The organism is Roseibium aggregatum IAM 12614 (assembly GCF_000168975.1).
GTDB classification, from domain to species: domain Bacteria; phylum Pseudomonadota; class Alphaproteobacteria; order Rhizobiales; family Stappiaceae; genus Roseibium; species Roseibium aggregatum.
In genome coordinates this window covers 174077-191383 of the sequence record NZ_AAUW01000001.1, presented here as the reverse complement: position 1 = coordinate 191383, position 17307 = coordinate 174077, and the positions used below count along the sequence as shown (strand labels likewise).

The 17307-nt window shown below is 59.1% G+C and carries 16 protein-coding genes; 7 read left to right on the top strand and 9 right to left on the bottom strand.

Translation table 11 applies throughout. From position 1 onward, the window contains the following. The first annotated feature begins 281 nt into the window (after positions 1–281). Positions 282–539 (top strand): YjhX family toxin, encoded by a 258-nt coding sequence (locus SIAM614_RS00845; protein ID WP_006931312.1) that lies wholly within the window; start codon positions 282–284, stop codon positions 537–539. A gap of 59 nt (positions 540–598) precedes the next feature. On the opposite strand, the gene soxR is transcribed toward SIAM614_RS00845, so the two are convergent. Further along, on the bottom strand, positions 599–1063 hold the full coding sequence (gene soxR / locus SIAM614_RS00840; RefSeq protein ID WP_006931308.1) for a redox-sensitive transcriptional activator SoxR: 465 nt from the start codon (positions 1061–1063) through the stop codon (positions 599–601). 100 nt (positions 1064–1163) lie between these two features. Here soxR and SIAM614_RS00835 point away from each other — a divergent pair, with 100 nt between their 5' ends. Beyond that, positions 1164–1553, top strand: coding sequence for a VOC family protein (locus SIAM614_RS00835; protein WP_006931306.1), 390 nt, complete (start codon positions 1164–1166; stop codon positions 1551–1553). Between the two features lie 52 nt (positions 1554–1605). On the opposite strand, the gene SIAM614_RS00830 is transcribed toward SIAM614_RS00835, so the two are convergent. From SIAM614_RS00830 to SIAM614_RS00795, 8 genes are all read right to left on the bottom strand, one after another. Continuing rightward, positions 1606–2847 (bottom strand): HlyD family secretion protein, encoded by a 1242-nt coding sequence (locus SIAM614_RS00830; RefSeq protein WP_006931304.1) that lies wholly within the window; start codon positions 2845–2847, stop codon positions 1606–1608. Then, complete coding sequence (locus SIAM614_RS31075; protein ID WP_040438682.1) at positions 2840–3346, bottom strand: hypothetical protein; 507 nt, start codon at positions 3344–3346, stop codon at positions 2840–2842. The genes SIAM614_RS00830 and SIAM614_RS31075 overlap by 8 nt, the downstream gene beginning before the upstream one ends. 197 nt (positions 3347–3543) lie before the next feature. Next, a complete protein-coding gene (locus SIAM614_RS00820) occupies positions 3544–4338 on the bottom strand; it encodes an SDR family NAD(P)-dependent oxidoreductase (RefSeq protein ID WP_006931301.1) in 795 nt (264 codons plus the stop codon). 129 nt (positions 4339–4467) lie between these two features. Further along, positions 4468–5823: an adenylate/guanylate cyclase domain-containing protein gene (locus SIAM614_RS00815; RefSeq protein WP_006931299.1), complete on the bottom strand. Its 1356-nt coding sequence runs from the start codon at positions 5821–5823 to the stop codon at positions 4468–4470. A 101-nt stretch (positions 5824–5924) separates the two neighbouring features. Further along, the gene (locus SIAM614_RS30395) at positions 5925–6995 is read right to left on the bottom strand and encodes a helix-turn-helix transcriptional regulator (RefSeq protein WP_157139612.1); all 1071 of its coding nucleotides are present in this window, start codon (positions 6993–6995) and stop codon (positions 5925–5927) included. A 536-nt stretch (positions 6996–7531) separates the two neighbouring features. Then, on the bottom strand, positions 7532–8356 hold the full coding sequence (locus tag SIAM614_RS00805; protein WP_006931295.1) for an MBL fold metallo-hydrolase: 825 nt from the start codon (positions 8354–8356) through the stop codon (positions 7532–7534). 10 nt (positions 8357–8366) lie between these two features. Beyond that, the gene (locus SIAM614_RS00800) at positions 8367–8825 is read right to left on the bottom strand and encodes a cyclic nucleotide-binding domain-containing protein (protein WP_006931293.1); all 459 of its coding nucleotides are present in this window, start codon (positions 8823–8825) and stop codon (positions 8367–8369) included. A 99-nt stretch (positions 8826–8924) separates the two neighbouring features. Then, complete coding sequence (locus SIAM614_RS00795; protein ID WP_006931291.1) at positions 8925–11507, bottom strand: ABC transporter ATP-binding protein/permease; 2583 nt, start codon at positions 11505–11507, stop codon at positions 8925–8927. Positions 11508–11738: 231 nt separating this feature from the next. Between SIAM614_RS00795 and SIAM614_RS00790 the strand changes: the two genes are divergently transcribed. The 5 genes from SIAM614_RS00790 to SIAM614_RS00770 are packed head-to-tail and all read left to right on the top strand — an operon-like array spanning position 11739 to position 17293. Then, the gene (locus SIAM614_RS00790) at positions 11739–12953 is read left to right on the top strand and encodes a glycosyltransferase family protein (RefSeq protein ID WP_006931289.1); all 1215 of its coding nucleotides are present in this window, start codon (positions 11739–11741) and stop codon (positions 12951–12953) included. Positions 12954–12994: 41 nt separating this feature from the next. Continuing rightward, positions 12995–14215 (top strand): glycosyltransferase family 4 protein, encoded by a 1221-nt coding sequence (locus SIAM614_RS00785; protein ID WP_006931287.1) that lies wholly within the window; start codon positions 12995–12997, stop codon positions 14213–14215. Between the two features lie 20 nt (positions 14216–14235). Further along, positions 14236–15363, top strand: a complete 1128-nt coding sequence (locus tag SIAM614_RS00780; protein ID WP_006931285.1) for a glycosyltransferase family 4 protein — start codon at positions 14236–14238, stop codon at positions 15361–15363. Further along, positions 15360–16514 (top strand): glycosyltransferase family protein, encoded by a 1155-nt coding sequence (locus tag SIAM614_RS00775; RefSeq protein ID WP_006931284.1) that lies wholly within the window; start codon positions 15360–15362, stop codon positions 16512–16514. The genes SIAM614_RS00780 and SIAM614_RS00775 overlap by 4 nt, the downstream gene beginning before the upstream one ends. Next, positions 16511–17293: a polysaccharide deacetylase family protein gene (locus SIAM614_RS00770; protein ID WP_006931282.1), complete on the top strand. Its 783-nt coding sequence runs from the start codon at positions 16511–16513 to the stop codon at positions 17291–17293. Before SIAM614_RS00775 ends, SIAM614_RS00770 begins: the two co-directional genes overlap by 4 nt. Positions 17294–17307: the final 14 nt, after the last annotated feature.

Below are 17307 nucleotides of genomic sequence, written 5' to 3'. Positions count from 1 at the left end.
ATCTGAAGCCGGAAAAGCGAAGACCAGACAATCCGGATCGCTGCAGATTTACAACGGCCTGTGCCATACATCTTGCCTCGCCCGTCCGTTTATCCTCGGCGCGTTGCCGCAGTCTTCTGCTTGTGCTAAGGGCATTTTGCCAACTGAGAGGTTTTATGCGCGGATCGAAAGAGTCCCTGTAAACCCCGGCTGACGTTAGCCGGGGCCAGTCACAACAGCACTGCATGCGGTTTGCTGCAGTGGCTGCAGTTCTGTGCATACTTTCAGGCAACTTCAAATCAATGGACATTTCCAAAGCCGAGCAACGGGTCCTGCACCTGCTGGCTCAAGGCGGCTATATCCTTGTGGAAAAGGATGAGGATGGCCGTGTCGTCAAACATGAAACTGTCACACGCGAAGGCTGGTATTGGGGCGGATGTTCGCCGCAACTGTTCCACAAGCTGAAGTACAAACGGCTGATTGCTTCCAGGAACAGCGGCCCCTACCGGATCACTCCGCTGGGGCTGAAACGCGTGAGGGCACAACTGGACAACAGGTGAGATGAACCGCCGGGCCCGCCTTTCGGCATCCCGGCGGCTTAGCCCATCCGGTCACCGGTTCAGTCTCCCCCGAAATCCGGGCGGTCCCCCAGCACATAGCGGGGACCGCGTCCTTTGCTGGCCGCCGCATCTCCCGCGTTATAGAGCTGGCAGGACTTCATTGACAGGCAACCGCAGCCGATGCAGCCGTCAAGCTTGTCACGCAGGGCAATCATCCGTTCGATTTTCCGGTCGAGATGAGATCGGAAATCTCTGCTGATCCTGGTCCAGTCCGCTTTCGTCGGTGCCCGCCCCTCAGGCAAGCGCTGAAGCTGCGCTGCGATTTCCGCAATTGAAAACCCGAATTCCTGTGCAACCAGTACAAAGGACAGACGCCGGATGTCGGCCCGGAGGAAGCGCCGCTGACCTCCCGCGTTCCGGGTCGGGTGCACCAGCCCCTTTTCTTCGTAGAATCGAATGGCCGATACGGACAAGCCCGTCCGCTGGGACAAGTCTCCGATGGTCAGCAGATCGGAGCCTTTCATGGCTTTGTTCAAAATATCGTCTCGCCTCTCTTGACCTCAACTAAGGTTGAGGAATTATGTCTGGTGTCCACCAAAGGTCAAACCTTGAAAGGACACCGAAATGAGCAGCGCATTCCTGGAACATGTGAACGTCACGGTCAGCGACCCTGAAGCGACTTCCAAACGTCTGGAAACATGGTTTGGCTGGAAGGTGCGCTGGAAGGGCGCCAGTCTTGGCGGGGGCACGACCTATCACATCGGCAACGAGACCAGCTATGTGGCAGCCTATTCCCCACCGGGCGCAACCAGCAAAGTCGCCGGAGACAGCTACAGCCAGCACGGCGGCCTCAATCATATCGCCGTCGTAGTCGACGACATCGACGCCACTGAAAGGCTGATCAAGGCCGATGGTTACGCGACGCACAATCACGGCGATTACGAGCCGGGCCGCAGGTTCTATTTCCACGACGACGATGGCATCGAGTTCGAAGTGGTCAGCTACAACAAGTAAAATATAGCGCCGGCAGGGTGGCTCCATGCCACCCTGCCGGGATGTCTCCGGGCTAGTGACCCGTCAGCACCAGCGTCTGGATCGGGAACAACAGTGCCTGCAGCCGAATGATCATCGCATGAACGAGACCGACCGTGTCGACCACATGCAGGAAGATGAACTCGCCGGTTCCGATCGGTTCTCCGGAGGACAGGCGCTCATGGTTGCTGGTATAGGCATTGACCGTGCAAATGGCTCCCGGAGGCAGATCCGCCAGACCGTCCTTGTAAAGCGGTTCCAGCATTGTTGTGATTGTCGCCGGTTTCACGCTCTGCGTCGTCTCGAGAAGCTGACCCGACATCGAAACCTGACCGGAGGCGATCTGCGACTGAACCTCGGTCACGACCAAGGGAATGATCGTGAAAGGTACGGCCCCGCAAAAAGCTTCCGCCACCATTCCTTCCTTCAGAACCTGGGCCTCGATCTGACCGAAGCCCGCGACGATCCGTTCCCTTTGTGCGTCCTTGGGAATAAGCAGGCCAGCCGGCCGCATCATCGGGTTGACGATGTCGCCCGGACGCAGGATGAACTGGCTCATCATTCCGTCAACGCCGGCATAGACGGTCATCTTCTCCAGTTCCACCTGCGCCTCGCGCAGCCTGGCTTCCGCGCTTTTCAGGCGAGCCGGCAGAAAGACCGTGATTTTGGTCTGGACAAGCTCCTGATTGGACTGTGCCGCACGCAGTGCACCTGCCCGTGCATCCACGGTGTTCTGGAGCTTTTCGATGTCCCGCTCGCTGACAACATTGGCATTGCGGTTGAAAAGCTCCTGCCGCGTGTCGAGTTCATCCTGGGCCTGCTTCAGTGAAGCCTGCGCCTGATCGACCTGTGCGTTGGCAACCGACAATTCGCTTTGGGCGAGCGCAAGCTCACCCTCGATTTCGACCACCTGCTGTTGCGCTGTCGCGACATCCGCTTCCTGGCGCGTGCTGTCGAGCCTGAAGATCGGATCGCCCGCCTTGATGTCGACCTCAAGCTCAAGCGGCACGAATGTCTCGACAACCCGGCCGGACGATTCCGGCAGAACGGGAATCGTCCGGAATGTGGAAACAGCCGTGGTTGCCGTCGGATGGTAGTAGAAGATCAGCGTGATCAGGGAAACGGTCAGCATCAGGCAAAGCACGATGCCGTAGCGCAGCTCGAACCAGACCGAATAGAGCGTTATTTCCCGGCCGATGCGCTTGCCCTGGACGTATCTGCGGATCAGATAGTCCGGCAATATCGTAAGCAGCGAACAGAACAGGAGTTCAAACATGTTTGCTCTCCTGCGTTCCAGCCTGCGACACGGCCGGAGCGGCCTGTTCCGCAGGCGCCTCGTCGCGCGTCGCGTCTGTCACGGTCGTGCCGTCTTGCGCAGCGACCTCCTCCTGCTCGAAATCCTTTTCGACCAGCGTGTCGGAGGGAATACCTCCCGTTCCGGCCAGCCGGCTCAGGGAATGGGCCATCGATTCCAGCGGTGTCCAGAAATCGGGAAGCTGAATGAAGGCCAGCAGAAGCGCAGCAACCCAGAAGATGTTGTTGTGTGTGAACAGCGCCAGAAGGCCGAGTATGGCAACAAGTTCGAACTGCATGCGCCCGTGTTTGTGGGCAAGCCGTTCGGGAATCGAATGCAGATGCAGATAGAAAACCCCGGCAAGGATCGCACCGATAATCAGGACGACCAGCATCACGCTAAATAGCCAATCACTACCGTCTGCACCCGGTATGAAAGGCGGCAGATGATGCGGCGCAAGCTCATGCGCATTTTCCGCCATGGAACACTCCCCTTTGGCCGCTCCGCCCGAAATGGCGGAAACAGTAGCGTAACCTTAGAAGGGATTTTCGCTCATGCGTACGAAAAAGTGTGTCCGTGGAGGACTTTGACACAACCTATCCGGCCGGCAACCTTTGGGCATCGGCCGGATAGGTTGTGCTGTTTGCGAGGCTCTGGCGCAGAGCGCGACCTGCTGTGTTATCGGGGCGCCATGCGGATGGCGCCGTCCAGACGGATGGTTTCGCCGTTCAGCATGTCGTTTTCACAAATGGATTTGACCAGGTGCGCATATTCCGCTGCCCTGCCGAGACGCGAGGGGAACGGAACCTGCTGTCCGAGAGAGTCCTGCACCTCTTGCGACAGGCCCAGCAGCATCGGCGTTTCGAAGATCCCCGGTGCAATCGTCATGACCCGAATGCCGGACTTGGAAAGGTCACGGGCGACCGGCAGCGTCATGCCTGCTACCCCTGCCTTGGAAGCGGCATAGGCGACCTGACCGATCTGGCCATCGAAGGCGGCAACCGACGCCGTGGAAACGATCACACCGCGGCCACCGTCCGCAGTGACCGGATCCAGTCCGGCCATGCCGGTCGCCGCAATCGAAAGACAGCGGAAGGAGCCGATCAGGTTGACCGAAATCACCTTCTCGAACATGTCCATCGGGTGGGGCTCGCCTCGGCTAACGGTCTTGGCTACCGGAGCAATCCCGGCGCAATTGACCAGAATCCGTTCCTGACCGTGCGCCGCGCGCGCTTTTTCGAACCCCGCTTCGACGCTGGCCTGATCGGTCACGTCGACATCGGCGAAGACCCCGCCGATTTCCGCAGCAACCGCTTCGCCCTGCGCGGCGTTCCGATCGAACAGCGTCACCTTGACGCCTTCGGCTGCCAGCATGCGTGCAGTTGCAGCGCCCAGCCCGGATGCGCCGCCCGTAACCACGGCGGCAAGTGTTGAGTCCAGTTTCAAGACAACCTCCAGATGGATGCAATTCATTGAAATCAATGAATTTAATCTCTCTAATTGACGATAAGGTCAATTTTGAAGGCAAAGTGGCCCAGATTGACGTGCCGGTCAAGCGCTTCCGTATCGGCCAAATGGAGAAGTTCGAGGACGGCAAGACGCCTATCTTGCCAGCACAACCAGATCAACCGGCTGCTTGACGCCTGTGACATTGGCCCCGGCACGAACTTCGAGCAGAGGCAGTTCAAGACCCTGGCTGAGCGCGAGCTCGTACGTCGCCCTGTCCGTCAGCGCCGTTGTGTGTTGGATCTTGTTGGCGTCTTCCAGTTTCGCAGCCCGGTTGACGGCATCTCCGATGACAGTGAATTCCAGACGCTGCTTCGACCCGATCACGCCGACGGTGACCGACCCGGCGGCAGCGGACGTACCCACGCGGAGCGGCTGTGGCCAGCCAGCATCCAGAAAACGCTGCTGGTTCCCTTCCACGGCTTCCACAAGCCGCCTTGCTGCCCGCAGGGCGTCGGCTGCATACGTCGTGGAGGGATAGACGGCCCCGAAGGTTGCCAGGATGCCGTCGCCGAGAAATTTATCGACCCGGCCGCCCTCCTCCACGATCACATCCACTGCAAGGTTCTGATACTCGGCCAGGACCGCCAGAACGGTCTCCGGCGGCAATGTGACGGAGGTGGAGGTGAAGGAGCGAATATCGGCGTACAGAATGGCAGCGTCGCGCAAACTCCCCTCGCCGGCCTGCAACTCGGTGTCCGAGCCGGTGATCGAGGCAGCGACTTCAGGCGAAAAGAAACGGCTCAGATCCATGGCGGCCGCATGGTCTTTCGAAGCCTCGAACAACATGGAACGGCCCCTGTAGAGAGCGACTGACAGGATCACCGTCACGGCCAGAATGACCATGGTCTTGTCGAGCTCGGCGCCGATCAGGATGGTGTTGCCCGTCAGGTAGTCGACGTAATTGCGCGTCACACGCATGTGGTCCATGTCCGCGAACGCCGCATAGAAAACCAGCCCCAGCCAGCCGGTCACCGCCACCAGACCCGTTGTCAGCACAAAGCGCGGGTCGAACCGCAAAGCTCTCAAGCCGATGAAGATGAAGACATACATCAAGGTGGGCGTCTTCAGATAGAACGTCGGGTGCTGGCCGTATTGAATATGAAAGGAAAAGATCAGTCCGACCAGAAGAGCCATATCGACGATGATCGACACCAGCAGGTACCAGCGCGGCAGTTCGAACCTGTAGGACAGTATGAGCCGCAGGACGGTGAACAGAAAATAGGCTGCAAGCGCGATAGGCACGAAGTTGAAACCGGCGGACCCTTCGGCCCTCGGGGCAATGGCATACAGAAGCGAAAAGAACAACACGAGACCCAGTTGAACCCAGCCGATCAGACGCTCGGAAGACGCTTCACGCGCCCGGATTTCGGCCCGCACCCGATCAGGAATACCGGTGTCCGGAGGTCCGCCGCGCAGGACATAACGCAGTGTCTGGGAAATGGAGGTCATCTTGCCGCCGATAAGACATTGTTCGTGCGCGGAGTTTCCCTCGACGGCAAGAAATGCGCAAGCGGCCCCGCAGGAAAGTGAGTGGACGTGAGCGCCCCCTGTTACCTGCCCTGCAGACGCAAATGCTCGATGCTTCGCACTAGGTCTGCCTGGCGGCGGGAACCGGTCTTGGACAGGGCAGCCTTGATCTGGTTGCGGACAGTGTAGACGCTGATCTGACGGTCCTCGGCGATTTCGGCAGGTGTCCGGCCATCGGCCAGCTTCAAAACGGTCGCCGCTTCGGCCGGGCTCAGGCCGAGTTTTTTCTGAACATGAGCAAGGAACGTTTCGCTGCCCGTGTCCGGCCTGACCGCAAGCAGAACGGCAGAGATGGACTTGTTCATGAACGCACCGAAGGGCGTTTTGTCCAGATCGGCCAGTTGCAAGCCAACCGACCGGCACATCCAGCTTCGGCCCTTGTCATCCGTCGCGTGCCAGTTCCGGAACACATCGAACCCGCCCATGGACTGGAGTTTGACGAATGCGGAAAACTGCCCCTGATCCTCCTGGGTGCGGAACTGAAGCCGGCGGTCCCAATCGCAGCCGACAAGAGATCCCGATGCCAGAAGTTTCTGGGCTCCGGCACATGCGTAGTGGATCTGCAGGGAAGTGTCGGTAACGAAAATAGCTGAGCCCGTTCCCAGAAGATGTTGCTCTGCCGCCCATTTTTCGAAAGTCAGGCCAGAAATTGTCCGGTTGATTTCGAGCGACTGGCGGATGACCGGTGCGAGTTGAGCGCATAGTTGCAGCCAGTCATTTTCGTATTTGTCACGGTCCTTCGAGCGCATGTTACCGCCGAGAAGAAACATGCGGTCGCCATCCAGAGCCAGCATCGCGCCGCCTCCACCGACGATATCTTCAAGCGGCAAAAGAAGATCGGCGTAGAACTGCGTCTTTCTCAGTGTTTCCGGTGGGCACAACTGATGCGTGGCAATGACGTCTCCCACCTTGTAGTTGGCAAAATTGGCAGCAAACGGGTTTTTGTCCGCGTAATGCTCGTCGTAGAGCTGCAGAATTCGAGGGTCATATCCGGAAGTAAACGTGAGTGGCGTGGCTTTGGTCAGATCGTCATAGCCGATCAATTGGGTGCACACGCGCGTCCCGACGCTTCGGCTCAGCGTGTCAAGAAACACCTGCCACCGTCCCGGATCCAGGGCCGCCGACACCGCAAGGTTCGACAACCGAAGTAAATCTTCCGCTCTTACAGCCAACTCGTCCCCCGGAGTTCCTGCTGTATCACGCCAGCAATTGAAGTCGGCCGGTTCAGTTCCGACCATCGCAGATCCGGCATATGCAAAATCCGCAGGTTACACTTTAACCTTGATCAAACTCCCAATAATTTGGAATCAAGCCCAACTCTCAAACCTGTCTACTTATATTAATACTAACCAAAGACTCCGGGTTCCCCAGGTGCGGAAAATTCATATTTATAGTCCAAATGGACCATGCGAGTAATTTCTACACCCTGTAAACAACTAGTGATCGTATCCGGCAGACAAGAGTAACGCTATTTCAAGTTACAAAGGTCTGTTTTCTGGCTGCAACCAAGGGATTCCCGCATTCCTGCATCCGGCGATCGATCTATTTTTTAGCCTTAGCGTTTTTTGGGCGGCTATTTGAGCCGCCCTTTTTTTATAATGCCACGAGACATGGCCAGGCAGGCTACCGCTCAAGGCTTCAGGATCATGCCCTCGCTGGCGACCAGCATTCCGGGGTAGGCGTTGCGCGCAGCAAGGCCGATCTCATCGAGCTCATCATCGGATCTGCGCGGGTCGTGGTGGAAGAGGACCGGTGTCTTGACGTTGCCGGCCTTTGCCAGTTCGACGGCTTTCTGCCAGGTGGAGTGCCCCCAGCCCTTGTAGGTGCGGTATTCTTCGTCGGTGAACATGGCGTCATAGATCATCACGTCGGCGTTTCGCACGAAATCGGGAAGTGCGGCATCAATCTCCGGGTCGCCATGTTCGTGATCCGTGATGATGCAAATCGATTTGCCCTGAAACTCGAAACGATACCCGCAGGCTCCTCCCGGGTGGTTGAGCCGGGTGGTGCGGATGACGAGGCCGTCCGTCCGCGGGATCTGGTCTCCTGCGGTAAAGGATTTGAACTCGACGGCCTTCAGGGTCTTGGCCGCAACCGGAAAGATCGGCGGAGACATGATGCGGCTGACGATGTCAACGAGGCTGGTGTCGTCCTGAAAATGCCCGGCCCAGGCGGTGACGTTGAAGCTCGGGTCATAGGCCGGCTTGAAAAAGGGAAGACCGCAGATGTGGTCGAGATGAGTGTGGGTGAACAGAAGGTCGAAGGTGCGTGTCTTGCAGCTGCAGATTTCCACACCCAGGTTACGAGCGCCGGAACCGCAATCGACAAGAACCAGCGCATCGCCTGCCCGGATCTCAAAACAAGACGTTTCGCCGCCATAGCGGAGAGTGCTCGGCCCCGGGGTCGGGGTGGATCCTCTGACGCCCCAGCAACGAAGCGAAAATTCCTCAGCCACGTGTTACTCCCTAACCGCTGGCAGCGCCTCGACGGGCGTCGGCAAGATCCCGGGTCGTCCGTTCAAGCCGCAGCGCCAGTGTCCGCATCACCTCCAGCGAGATATCCGGAAATTCTTTCAATAGCTTCAAGAAATCATCTTTCGAAACCGTCAGAACATCCATGTCGTTGGCGGCAACCAGTGTCGCGGTTCTTGGTACGTCGCACAGAATAGCGATTTCGCCAACAATTGAATTTTCCGAAACCTGAGCCACCTTTTTTTCACCTTCGGGTGTGTCAACCAGGACGTCAGCATCGCCGGACAGAATGATGAAGGCACAATCGCCTTCTTCGCCCTGAGAGCAGAGACGTTCGCCGGAGGGATACTCTGTCCGGTCGCTGATAAACGCCAGAAGCCGCAACTTGGTCTCGTCGATCCCACGGAACAGCGGCACTTTGCGGAGCGCCTCGACTTCGGTTTCAAGTGTCATCTTCTTCTCCCGCGCCCGTTGTTGTTCCGTTCCGCCCGGTCTGTTTTGTCCCGCCGGTTCCCGCAGAACGGTTGCCCACCTATTGTCACACCCACCGTCTTACCCTTTTTCCGAAAGCCGTCCTTGATCCAGAATGAAGCGCTGATCGAATTCAGCAGCTATGTCGGCGTCGGAGGTGCCGAACAGGAACGTTTTTCCGGACAGGATTTGCCTCAAGCCTTCGCGAAGCGTCCTGTCCTCTTCCGTCACACCGGTGGCGATATCGTCCAATATGGTGATTTTCGCGTTTTTCAGAAGTCCGCGAACCAGAGCGATCTTGCGCCGCTGGCCCGCGGACAGACGCGAACCGGACACGCCGACATGGTAGCCAAAGCCCGCGTAGATGATCGGGCGCCGTAGTCCCGTCTCCTCGACAATGGTGCGGATGACATCGTCGATCCGCCGCCGGGCATCCCTGCGGTCGACGCGTGCCCGGCCGAACAGGAGGTTATCCTCGATGGTCAGCGGTGGCAGATAGACATCCGGATCGAAGGCGACGAAGTTGTCGCTGTTCTTGACCACTTCTTCCAGGAAGGTCTGACGGGCGCTGATGATGTCGCGTTTCAGCTCGTCCGTCATGACGCCCAGACGATGCCGGGCCGGGACAAGCTTGAAAGCCAGCCCCGTCAGACGGGACCGGTCGGCGTCGGTCAGTCCCGGACGCGGCTGATCGGACTTGGCAATGCGCACGATGCGCTCGAAATCCGGTATCTCGTCCAGCGTGATGAAGGAATAGGCGCCCAACAGGCCGCTGTCGCCGGAAACGTTGGAAAACAGTTCCAGCATGGTTTCGGCAATCTTGAGACCGATCTGCTGGAGTTTCTTGTCGAAACCTGTCTCGGCCAGGAAGGTCTTGACCTGTTCGAGATCCGGCACCTGGTCCATCGTGATTTCCGGATCGGCCGGCACCGCAAAGAACAGGTTGTCCGCAAGGCTGGCGCTGGCATTGAAACGGTCGCGATGCCACAGCTCGACAAGACCGCCCAGGTCCGGTTCATGGGCAATGCGCTCGGCAAGAGCCTTGCGCACGTTCAGAATCTTCTCGGCAAAGCCGTCGTCCATGGACGGGTCGAACCGGGACTGCAGACCGAGCCGATAGATGTCCTTGTCGATCTTGACCGTTTCAAGCAGTTCAAGCGCCTTGGTGTCGAGTTCGTCTTCATTGCTGACACCGGCGGCGTCAAAGTCGTCCCACTCGGCGGCAAGGTCGTATGTGGGATTGCGCGTTTCCTTGGCCTCGGCAAGCCGCCGATTGTAGTTCTTCAGGCTTTCGCCTTCCCGCTGAGGCGGGATGAGCGGACGGTGGCGCAAACCGTAATAGAGATTGTCACGGATCGTGCCCGTCCAGATGTGCACTGCCCCGCCGACATAGGCTATCTGGCGGCCAAGCGTGGCATCGGTCAGTTTTTCAAGATCATGGCTTCCGATGCAGACCTTGCCGGAGACGGCTGAGACAAGCCCGGCGGCAAGCTGCAGCACTTCCGACCGGCCGGATCCGTCCGGCCCGACAATCGCACAGGCGCTTCCCGCAGGTATCGTCATCGATACGTCGACGACCTCCTGGCCGGCAGCCCCACCGGCGAAATTGACATTCTCCAGCTTGACGTCTCCGCTCAGGTCCACCGTTTCATCCGCGGTCAGCCGTTCTATGTCGTAGATGTCCAGCGGGTCGAAGTTCTCGACGACGGTCTGGTATTTGACGCTGACATCCGCCGTCATCTGATAGAATGAGAGGAGTTCTTTCCACGGGCCGGCCAGATCCTTGTAGGCAGCGATGACCGCCAACAGGGCACCGATGCTCAGATTGCCCTGGATAACCAGATACCCGCCGATCAGGTAAAAGAAGAACGGCGTGAGCTGGTTCATGAAGTTGTTCAGGAACTTGATCAGGAATTTCCGGTTGAAGATGTCGTACCGGATCTTGAAGTTCTCGTAGAGCCGGTCGGAAATATCCGCCGAATGCCACGCGGCCGCATCGTTGGCGTGGATTTCGGCAACGCCCGTGATGCTCTCGCCCACCTTGTCGGCAATGACACGGATGTTGCGCACCCGCTGACGGGACAAGAGCACCACCTTGCGCTGCAGAAGCGGGATCACATAGCCCTGGATGGGATAGGAGCTGATGGCCGCGAGGCCCAGAAGCGGGTCCTGCATGAAGATGAAGCCGATCTGAACGATCAGCATACCGCCCTGATAGGCAGGCAGCGCGAAGGCTTCACCGATATAGCCGCCAACATCCTCCACTTCCGATGTGATCATCGGAATGATTTCGCCTGAACTGACTTTTCTGAAATGCGGAAGACGAAAGCGCAGCACCCGCTGGAACAGTTCGAAGCGCAGGCGCCGCAACATGCGCTCTCCGAGGCGGCCCTTATAGACGTTGAGGTAAAATTTCAGACCGTTCGAGACGACGACCAGAAACAGAAAAGTAAAACACAGGAGAACAAGATAGGGAGTCTGATCGAAATCGAATCCCAGAATCGTCCTGGGGAAATTGTCGCCCTGGACCGCATCGTTGACGATCAGTTTTGGCAGTTCGAGAAGGACATAGACCACCGGATACGTGAGAACGGTGACCATGAGAATGAAGATTTGCTGTCTGGCGCTATACTTCCAAATAAAACCGAAAAGGCTCTTTTCCATAAGCTCATCCAAACAGACATGGATCAAATATGTGCAAGCAGATCATATTTGGTATATTAGCGATCAGAGTTAGTTGCGCCAGCCGGGATTAGCATTAGTCACAACAGCATTAGAAGGGTCCGCAGACCGTTCCTTGTCAAAAGTCCCCTGTCAAGAGATATCCGCACGTGACAAGGGCCAATCGATTGAGACATAAGCCCTTTGGGCCAGCATTACAAATTTAGGGGCAGTATGAGTTCCAAGACGCCGAAGATCCTCATTTACAGCCACGATTCCTTCGGGTTGGGCCATCTGCGACGCTGCCGGGCAATTGCGCAATCCCTTGTCGGGGACTTCGATACCTTGTCCGTGCTGATCCTGTCGGGCTCCCCGATCATCGGCAGTTTCGAATTTCGCTCCCGTGTCGATTTCGTCCGCATTCCGGGCGTCATCAAGCTGCGCAATGGCGAGTACACACCGCTGTCGCTGCACATCAACATCGACCAGACACTCGCGATCAGATCCTCGATCATCGAACACACCGCCAAGGTGTTCGATCCGGACATCTTCATCGTCGACAAGGAGCCACTCGGGCTGCGCGGTGAAGTGCTGCGCACGCTGGAGGCCCTGAAGGATACCGACACGCGGCTGGTTCTCGGCCTGCGCGACGTCATGGACGACCCTAAGGTGCTGAAGGAAGAATGGGACCGGAAGAACGTCTATCCTGCCCTGCGCGACCTTTACGACGAGATCTGGATCTACGGACCGGAAAACATCTGCGATCCGCTGGAAGGCATCGATCTGCCGCAATCCGTGCGCGACAAGTTGCGCTACACCGGTTACCTGCGCCGCGAACTGCCGAAGTCGGCGCTCGACAATCCCGAACCGGCCCCGTTCGATGATGAACCCTATATTCTCGTGACGCCGGGTGGCGGCGGTGATGGTGTTGAAATGGTCGATTGGGTGATGCGGGCCTATGAAACCCGGCAACGCCCGCTTTTCCCGGCCCTCATCGTGCTTGGCCCGTTCATGCCCGCCGCGGCTGCGACCCAGTTCAGCGAAAGGGCGGAACATCTGCGCGATGTCGAGATCATCCGCTTCACACCGCAGATCGAACCCTATCTCGCCAAGGCCACGGCGATTGTCGGCATGGGTGGCTACAACACCTTCTGCGAGATCCTGTCCTTCGACAAACCGACCCTGATGGTGCCGCGGGTCATTCCGCGGCGGGAACAGGCAATCCGGGCGGAGCGGGCGGAACTGAGCGGTCTTTTGAAAGTACTGCCGATCGACCAGTATCCGGATCCGGACCTGATGGCTGCGGCCTTGTCCGAACTGCCCGACATGGCCTCCCCTTCGGCTGCCGGCGTCGACAATCTGCTTGGCGGTCTGGATGTCATATCCAGCCGGGTCGGCGAAATCTTCGACGAACAACAGGCTGCCAGCAGGAAGCTGGTCAACTTCTGACCCTCGTCACCAGCAAACCGAATTCTTTCAAGGGCCGACCGATGTCCCGTATCGCCGTTGTGGTCAAAGGCTATCCTCGCCTGTCCGAAACCTTTATTGCCCAGGAAATGCTAGGTCTGGAGCGGCGGGGGATCGACATCCTGATTGTCGCCCTGCGCCGGCCTTACGATCCTTACATCCACGACCTTCACCGGCAGATCAGCGCGGAAGTCATGTATCTGCCGGAGTATGTGAAGGACGACCCGGCACGTGTCGCCCGCGCCAAACGCTGGGCTGAGAAACAGCCGACGTTCAAGGCTGCCAAGGCTCTGTTCGATGCGGATTTCGCACATCAGCCCAACGCAGACCGGCAACGCCGGTGGGCTCAGGGGTGCGTCTTCGCTCATGAATTGCCGGAGGACGTGACCTGGATCTACACCCACTATCTGCACACGCCCTGCTCCGCCTCGCGCTATGCGGCGCATCTTTCCGGGCGGAAGTGGTCCTTTTCGGCGCACGCCAAGGACATCTGGACCAGTCCGGACTGGGACCTGAAGACCAAGATCAACGACGCCGCCTGGGGCGTTACCTGTACGGCGGTCAACGCCGAACATCTGAAAGGCCTTGCCGACGACCCGGACAAGATCGAGTTGCTCTACCATGGGCTCGACTTTTCCGGATTTCCCGAGCCGAAGGAAAAAGGCACAGATCGTGACGGCAGCGCGGAGCCCGTGCGACTGGTCTCGGTCGGCCGCGCGGTCGAAAAGAAGGGCTATGATGACCTTCTGGACGCCCTTGCGCAGCTCCCCGCATCTCTCAACTGGCAGTTCACGCATATTGGCGGAGGAGAGCTTTCCGACGCCCTGAAGGCACAGGCCGATGGGTTGGGCCTGTCGGGCAGGATTACCTGGCGGGGTGCCCAGCCGCGGGAAGAGGTGATTGCGACCTGCCGCGAGGCGGACCTCTTTGTGCTACCGTCCAAACTTGCCAGGTCCGGTGACAGGGACGGACTGCCCAACGTTCTGATGGAAGCGCAGTCCATGGGGATTTGCTGCCTCTCCACAAGGGTTTCCGCGATCCCCGAATTGATCCTGGATGGGGAAACCGGTGTGCTGGTTGATCCGGGTACGCCCAAGGATCTGGCCGCAGCCATGCAGAACCTGATTACCACCCCCGAGACGCGGCACCGTCTTGGGCTTGCCGCGGCCAAGCGGGTCAGAACGACCTTTTCGACAGACCCCGGCCTTGATCGTCTCGCAGACAAGTTCCGAAAGGTCCTTTAGGCCCTACGCTTAGGAAAACCATGAGAATCGCCTTCACTGCCCCGATGAAACCGCTGGATCATCCAGTCCCGTCCGGTGACCGGACGATGGGACGATTGATCGTGAAGGCACTGGAAAGTCTGGGGCACGAGGTGACGATTGCCAGCCGGTTCCGGTCGTGGCGCAAGGACGGCAGCGACAGCATCCAGTCAGAGGTGCGCGACCAGGCGCTCATCGAAGCAGAGCGGATCAGCGCCGACTGGCTAAAGTCGGGCTACCGGCCGGATCTGTTCCTGACCTATCATCTTTATCACAAGGCGCCCGACTGGATCGGTCCCGCTCTTGCCGACCGGTTCAACCTTCCCTACGCCATCGTGGAAGCCAGCCGCGCGCCGAAACGGCAGCAGGGCGACTGGGCCTTCGGCTTTGCCGCCGCGGACGAGGCGCTGATGCGTGCCGATGCCGTGGCCGCGCTCCACAATGCGGATGCCGAATGCCTTGCAGCTGTCGTGCCGCATCGCTGTCTGTCGATCCTTTTGCCGTTTCTGGATGCCGATCCTTTCCTCGCGGCCGCGACCAACGCCAAGCCTCTGGCCGCGCCCCCGCTGAAACTGCTTGCCGTCGGCATGATGCGTGAGGGTGACAAGCAGCGCTCCTTCGAAGTGCTTGCTGCGGCTCTTGAAGAGCTGAGGGATCTGCCCTGGCAACTGACGCTTATCGGCGACGGCCCGATGCGCGATCATGTGCTGGGACTTTTTCCAGCAGAGCGGATCAACTGGCTCGGAGCCCTTGCGGGCGAGGACCTGCCTGCCCAATACGCACGGCACGATCTTCTCGTCTGGCCGGCGATCCGGGAGGCCTTTGGCCTCGTGCTGCTGGAAGCGCAGGCAGCCGGAGTGGGCGTTATTGCCGGTGACACCTTCGGGGTTCCCGATATTGTCCGCGACTGCGAAACAGGTTTGCTGTCGCCTGAGGGAGACGCGTCTGCGCTCGCCGCAAACCTGCGCCGTGCGATGCTGGAGCCAGCACTGGTGGACAGGCTGGGGTCGGCTGCGCGCAATCACATCCTGCATTTTCACACTCTTCCGGCCGGTGCTGCCCGGCTCGAAGCCCTTGCGGAAAAGGCGGTGCGGAACCACCTGAGCCGCCAGGAGACGAAAGACGCATGAGCTTCAAGGCCCTCATTCATGTTCAGCATCTGCTGGGGACAGGCCACGTCGTGCGGGCTGCCGCCATCGGCAAGGCGCTGGCCGCCGAAGGCGTGGAGGTTACCCTTGCCAGCGGCAACTCGATACCACCGACGCTCGACACCGGACCGCTGAAGGTCGTCGAGCTACCGGCCTGTAAAAGTCCGGACGCCACCTTCAAGCGCCTTGTGACTTTGGACAATGAAGATATTGACGAAGCTTGGAAAATCGCGCGCGTTAAAGCATCGATTCAAGTTCTCGATGCCGACGATTACGACCTGCTTCTGACCGAGACCTACCCTTTCGGCCGCCGCCAGCTCGACTTCGAGCTGACCCCGCTTCTGGAAACCGCCAAGTCGCGCACAAAGGCACCGCTCATCGCCACATCCATTCGCGATATTCTGGTGCGCAAGAAACAGCTCTGGAAAGAACGCTGGATGGCGGACCAGGCGTTGAAATATTACGACCGCATCCTGATCCATTCCGATCCCGACTTCATCCGTCTTGCCGACAGTTTTCCCTTTGCCGAGGAGGTTGGCCACCTGGTGCGCTATACCGGGTATGTGGGCGGCGAGCCCCGGCCTGCTGCTGAAGGCTCCGATGGCGAGGACGAGGTGATCATTTCCTGCGGCGGCGGCGCCGTTGCCGAAAGCCTGCTGTCAGCGGCTCTGGAAGCGAGGCCGCTGTCGCGGCGTGCCGAAGACACGCTGTGGCGGGTGCTGATCGGTCACGACATTTCCGACGATGCCTTTGCCATCTACCGGCAAAGCGCAGTGGACGGGGTGATTGTCGAGCGGGCCCGGCGGGACTTCCCGGACCTTCTGAAACGGGCGCGTCTTTCCGTCAGTCAGGCAGGCTACAACACCGTGCTAGACATTCTGCAGGCTGGGGTTCCGGCCGTTTTCGTGCCCTTTGCCCAGATCAACGAAACCGAGCAGACGCAACGCGCGGAAGCGCTTGCCGGCCATGGACGGGCCGTTGTCACACCGGAGGCAGACCTCACGCCGGAGCGGCTTGCAGGCGCCATTGACGATGCCCTCGCCCTTCCCCGCAGCAAGCACACCGTCCGTCTCGGCGGTGCCGAGGAAAGCGCCCGTGTCCTGCTTCAAGACCTGAAGGACCGGATGACATGACCTCTGATCCGCAGCGCTTCCGGCAAGAGCTCACCGAACATCTCGACTGGTTTGCCGAACGCGGCCGCAAGGTGCGCTTCTGGTGGCGTGATGACGACGCCATAGAGCCGACGCCTGCCCTTGAGCGTATGCTGTCGCTCGCCAACAGTCATGACGTCGATGTGGCTTTCGCCGTGATTCCGAAGATGGCGACGAAAGCCCTTGCAGAGCGGTTCGCGGGAGAGCCTCATGCGCTGGTGCTCCAACATGGCTGGCAGCACAAGAATTTCCAGCGGAAGGACCTCGGCGAAAAGGCCGCCGAGCTTGGCTCCCGGCGGGATCCGGACGAACTGATGACCGAGCTCAAGGCAGGTTATGACCGCCTTCAGGAGCTCTTCGGCGACAAGTTCGTGAAGGCCATGGTGCCGCCCTGGAACCGGATCGATCCTGAAATCTCCCGCCGCCTGCCCGCCATCGGCCTGTCGGGTCTCTCAACTTTCACCTGGCACAATTTCCCGCGGTCGCATCAGCTCCAGTCGCATATCGACATCCTGAAATGGAAAAAGCAGGTGCGCTTCATCGGCTGGGAAAGTGCACGCCTGCGTTTCGACCTGCAGCTCTCCCGAAGGCGCAACACCGGCGCCGAGCCGGTCGGCCTCCTGACGCATCATCTGGTGCATGACGACGGCTGCTTCGAGTTTCTGGAGATCTTTCTGGAAATCGCCGCCCATCACGAAGGCGCGGAATGGCCGGAGGTGAAGAGCCTTTTTGCCGAGAACGGTTCCTGGCCGTTCGGATAAGAACATCTGTCTGG